This window comes from Variovorax sp. Root473, from assembly GCF_001426505.1.
Lineage (GTDB): Bacteria > Pseudomonadota > Gammaproteobacteria > Burkholderiales > Burkholderiaceae_C > Variovorax.
This window is the reverse complement of sequence record NZ_LMEV01000019.1, coordinates 309,975-314,442: the sequence shown is the minus strand read 5'-3', so window position 1 is coordinate 314,442 and position 4,468 is coordinate 309,975. Positions and strand designations below refer to the sequence as shown.

Genomic DNA, 4,468 nt, shown 5'->3' with positions numbered 1-4,468 from the left:
CGTCACATAGCGCGGCTCGTTCAGGCGCAGGTCGGTCGTGATGACCGCGGGCAGCGTGAGCGTGAGCGTTTCCATGCCGCCGTCGACTTCGCGTGCGACGGTGACCTTGTCGGCTGCGAGATCGACCTTCGAGGCGAAGGTGGCTTGTGGCAGGTCGGCCAAGGCAGCCAGCATCTGGCCGGTCTGGTTGGCGTCGTCGTCGATGGCTTGCTTGCCCAGGATGACGAGCGACGGTTGTTCCTTGTCGACCAGGGCCTTGAGCAGCTTGGCCACGGCCAGCGGCTGCAGTTCTTCAGCGGTCTCGACCAGGATGCCGCGGTCGGCGCCGATGGCCATCGCGGTGCGCAGGGTTTCCTGGCACTTGGCATCGCCGCAGNTCTTCGACAGCGATCTCGTCGAAGGGGTTCATGCTCATCTTGACGTTGGCAATGTCCACCCCGGTGCCGTCGCTCTTGACGCGCACCTTCACGTTGTAATCGACGACCCGTTTGACAGGCACAAGAACCTTCATTGACTTGACTCCATTGGATTGCAAAAGGGGGGCTTCGAGAGCAGCCGGCCATTTTAGGACGCCGGCCGTGGCTGCTTCTCCATTCTTCCTGTCGGCCTTGCAGGTCGAAAAAAGAACGATCGTGCTTTTCCGTGATTATAAAACAGCAGGCGGCGTTGCGGCCACGCCTGCCGGCAAAGATTCCACTCGCAGCACACGCTGCGGATAGGGAATGTCAATGCGGGCCGCACGCAAGCCTTCGAGGATGGCGATGTTGATGGCGGAGCGCACGTTGTCCTTGCCCTTGTCGGGGTCGGCGACCCAGAAGTTCAGGCTGAACTCCAGGCCATCGGGCGCGAAGGTGACGAGGTACGCGACGGGCGCGGGGTCGGTCATGACACGCGACTGGGCCTTGGCGGCGTTGCACAGGATGCCCTGCACCTGCGCCACGTCGCTCTCGTAGCCGACCACGATGTTGGTCGTGATGTTGAACTTGCGATCGGCCAGCGACAGGTTCTCGACCCGGCTGGTGATGAGCGATTCGTTCGGCACGATGGCCTCGCGCCCGTTGCCCGCACGAATGAGCGTGTAGCGCGTCTTGATGTCGGTGATGCGGCCTTCGAAGGTGTCGACCTTCACGTTGTCACCGATGCGGATCGAGCGCTCCAGCAAGATCACGAAACCGCTCACGTAGTTGGCCGCCAGCTTCTGCAGGCCGAAGCCCAGGCCCACGCCGAGCGCACCGCCCAGCACCGACAACGCCGTGAGGTCCACCCCCACGGCCGAGAGCGCGAACAGCAGGCCGATCAACAGCAGGAAGGCGCGCACCGCGTTCGAGGCCACCTTGCGCATCGACAGGTCGCTCACGGCTTCGCGCAGGATGCGCTTCTCGATGGTGCTGGCAATCCACAGCGCGACCATCAGCACCAGCCCGGCCGACAGCGCGCCCTGGATGATGGTCTGCAGGCTCACGCGGGTCTTGCCGAAGGCCAGCGTGATGTCGTCGAGTTCGGCCAGCACCGGCGGCAGCAGGCCGACGATCCACAGCACGGCGGCGATCCAGGCCAGCCACGAGATCGTGCGCTCGATCAGCCGCACCAGGCTGGAAGTCGGGAACACGGCCCGCAGCACCCGCGCGAACAGCCGGATGACCGCCAGCGACAGGAACACGGGCACGGCGATGCGCAGCACCAGCACCACGGGCAGCACATCGAGCGCCACGCGGCGCGCAATGCCGGTGAGCACCAGCGCGAGCAGCGGGAACAGCAGGCCGTCGAAGGTGCGCTCGCCGAACCAGATCGAGTCCTTGGGCTGGTCGCGCCCGAACCACTTGCACACGGCCCATGCCACGGCCACGCAGGCCACGAGCACGGCGAGTTCGATGCTCAGGCCGCGCGCATCGACCTGTTGCAGGCGCTGGAGGAAGTCGTCGAAATTGAAATTCATCGATGAAGAAAACATGGCGCCCCATGGGCGCCGTCTGCGTTAGAGGTCTGCCAGCACGCGGATATGGGCTTCCACGCTGCGCGCCAACGCGTCGAGGTGATAGCCGCCTTCGAGCAGCGAGACGATGCGCCCGCGCGCGTGGCGCTTGGCGACATCGCGCACGCGGCCGGTGATCCAGGCGAAGTCGTTTTCGTTGAGGCCGAGCTGGCCCAGTTCGTCTTCGCGGTGGGCGTCGAAACCAGCGCTGATGAACACCATCTGCGGCTTGAAGGCCTCGAGCCGGGGCATCCAGATCGCCTCGACCAGCTCGCGCACATCCATGCCCTTGGTGTAGGCCGGGATCGGCAGGTTCAGCATGTTCGACGCCGGGTGCTCGGTGCCGCTGTACGGATAGAACGGATGCTGGAAGAACCCGACCATCAGCACGCGCGGGTCGTTCGACAGGATGTTCTCGGTGCCGTTGCCGTGGTGCACGTCGAAATCGACGATGGCCACGCGGTCCAGGCCGTGCACCTCGAGCGCGTGCCGCGCGGCAATGGCCACGTTGTTGAAGAAGCAAAAGCCCATGGCCTGTTCGCGGCAGGCATGGTGGCCCGGCGGGCGCACGGGGCAAAAGGCGTTCTCGACCTCGCCGGCCATCACGGCATCGGTCGCGGCAACCGCAGCGCCCGCGGCGCGGCGCGCGGCCAGCAGGGTGAAGCGGGTGAGCACGGTGTCGGGGTCGACCTGCGCGTGATCGGGGCCACCGGCGGGCGCGTCGGCCACGAGGCGCTGCTGCAGCTCCTCGAGGTGTTCGACATGCGCGTGGCTGTGGGCCCGGGTGATCTGTTCCAGCGTGGCCAGGGGCACCTCGCCCCGCGCCAGCGCGTCGCCGACGCCGGTCAGCAACAACCGGTCTTCGATGGCATCCAGCCGCTCGGGGCATTCGGGATGCCCGTTGCCCATGTCGTGCTTCCAGAAGTCGCGATGCGTGAAGTAGCCAGTCTTGCCCATCTCTCGCCGTGTCTCGTGTCGTCGCGTCTAGACCTCACACGGCATGGGGCCGCAAGGTCTTACGGTATCGTTTGCATATGGATACAAATATGGACGTAGCCGCGAAGCTAGCCACTTTGCTGAGTCAGCTTAACACGGTGATTGTTGGCAAAGAGGCCCACGTGCGCGACTGCGTGGCCTGTCTGCTGGCGGGCGGGCACCTGCTGATCGAAGACGTGCCGGGGGTCGGCAAGACCACCCTGGCCCATGCGCTGTCGCACACCTTCGGCCTGCAGTTCTCACGCGTGCAATTCACGGCCGACCTGATGCCGGGCGACCTGTCGGGCGTGGCGATCTACGACCGGGGCCAGCAGGCCTTCGTGTTCCACCCCGGGCCAATCTTTGCGCAGGTGCTGCTGGCCGACGAGATCAACCGCGCCAGCCCCAAGACCCAGAGCGCGCTGCTCGAGGCGATGGAAGAGAAGCAGGTCACGGTCGAGGGCGAGACCCGCCCGCTGCCCACGCCCTTCTTCGTGATCGCCACGCAGAACCCGCAGGACCAACTCGGCACCTTCGCGCTGCCCGAGTCGCAGCTCGACCGCTTCCTGATGCGCATCTCGCTCGGCTATCCCGACCGCGCGGCCGAGCGCCAGTTGCTCGCGGGCGCCGACCGCCGCGAGATGCTCGCCGGCCTGCCCGCCCTGCTGACCGCCGGCGAACTCACCGCGCTGCAGCAGCGCGTGCAGCAGGTGCATGCGGCCGAGCCGCTGCTGAACTACCTGCAGGACCTGATCGCCGCGACCCGCTCGGGCCGCTGGTTCCTGCAGGGCCTGTCGCCGCGCGCGGGCATCGCCGTGCTGCGCGCCGCCAAGGCGCAGGCGCTGCTGGCCAACCGCAACTACGTGGCGCCCGACGACATCCAGGCCGTGCTGCCGCAGACGATCGCGCACCGCCTCACGCCCGTGGGCGACGCCGGCCGCGGCGCGGTCGAACAAGTACGGGCGATGATCGCCGCGGTGCCGCTGCCGTGAACCCTGTCGGCGTCCTGCGCTCGCGCATCGACGGCTGGTTTCTTTCGCGCCGGCCGCCGTCGGACACGCTCGAACTCACCCAGCGCAACGTCTACATCGTGCCGACGCGCGCAGGCTGGACGCTGGCAGCCACGCTGCTGGTCCTGCTCGTGGCGTCGATCAACTACCAGCTCAACCTGGGCTACCTGCTGACCTTCCTGCTGGCGGGCAGCGTCGCGGTGGGCATGCATGTGTGCCACGCCACGCTGCGCGGTCTGGCGCTGCGCATGGTGCCGCCCGAGGCGCAGTTCGCGGGCGCCGCCGCGGTGTTCCGCGTGGTGCTGCACAACACGCGGCGCAGCGTGCGCTACGGCATCGGCATGGCGGTGCGCGGCAGCGGCCAGTGGGCCTGGACGGACGTGCCGGCCGAAGGCACGTCCACCGTGGAGATCGCCTTCCAGCCCGAACGGCGCGGCCTGCACCCCGTGCCGCCACTGACCGCGGAAACACGCTTTCCGCTCGGCACCTTCCGCGTGTGGACGGTCTGGCG

Annotated in this window: 3 protein-coding genes and 3 pseudogenes; 2 read left to right on the top strand and 4 right to left on the bottom strand. The window is 67.2% G+C overall.

The genetic code is table 11. The features are described 5' to 3' along the window. The 4 genes and pseudogenes from ASD34_RS24645 to ASD34_RS24635 form a co-directional block, all read right to left on the bottom strand. A pseudogene (locus ASD34_RS24645) lies at nucleotides 1–376 on the bottom strand (electron transfer flavoprotein subunit beta/FixA family protein); the annotation flags it as partial. Between the two features lies 1 nt (nucleotide 377). Then, nucleotides 378–511, bottom strand: a pseudogene (locus tag ASD34_RS28415) (electron transfer flavoprotein subunit beta/FixA family protein); the annotation flags it as partial. Nucleotides 512–646: 135 nt separating this feature from the next. Next, entirely contained in the window at nucleotides 647–1,936 is a 1,290-nt protein-coding gene (locus tag ASD34_RS24640) for a mechanosensitive ion channel family protein (protein WP_056583367.1), read from the bottom strand. Nucleotides 1,937–1,975: 39 nt separating this feature from the next. Further along, on the bottom strand, nucleotides 1,976–2,929 hold the full coding sequence (locus ASD34_RS24635) for a histone deacetylase family protein (protein WP_056583365.1): 954 nt from the start codon (nucleotides 2,927–2,929) through the stop codon (nucleotides 1,976–1,978). An 89-nt stretch (nucleotides 2,930–3,018) separates the two neighbouring features. On the opposite strand from ASD34_RS24635, the gene ASD34_RS24630 reads away from it, so the two are divergent. Both ASD34_RS24630 and ASD34_RS28410 read left to right on the top strand, forming a co-directional pair. Beyond that, the gene (locus ASD34_RS24630; RefSeq protein WP_056583364.1) at nucleotides 3,019–3,939 is read left to right on the top strand and encodes an AAA family ATPase; all 921 of its coding nucleotides are present in this window, start codon (nucleotides 3,019–3,021) and stop codon (nucleotides 3,937–3,939) included. Continuing rightward, nucleotides 3,936–4,468 (top strand): annotated as a pseudogene (locus ASD34_RS28410) (DUF58 domain-containing protein); the annotation flags it as partial. The gene ASD34_RS24630 and the pseudogene ASD34_RS28410, both read left to right, overlap by 4 nt.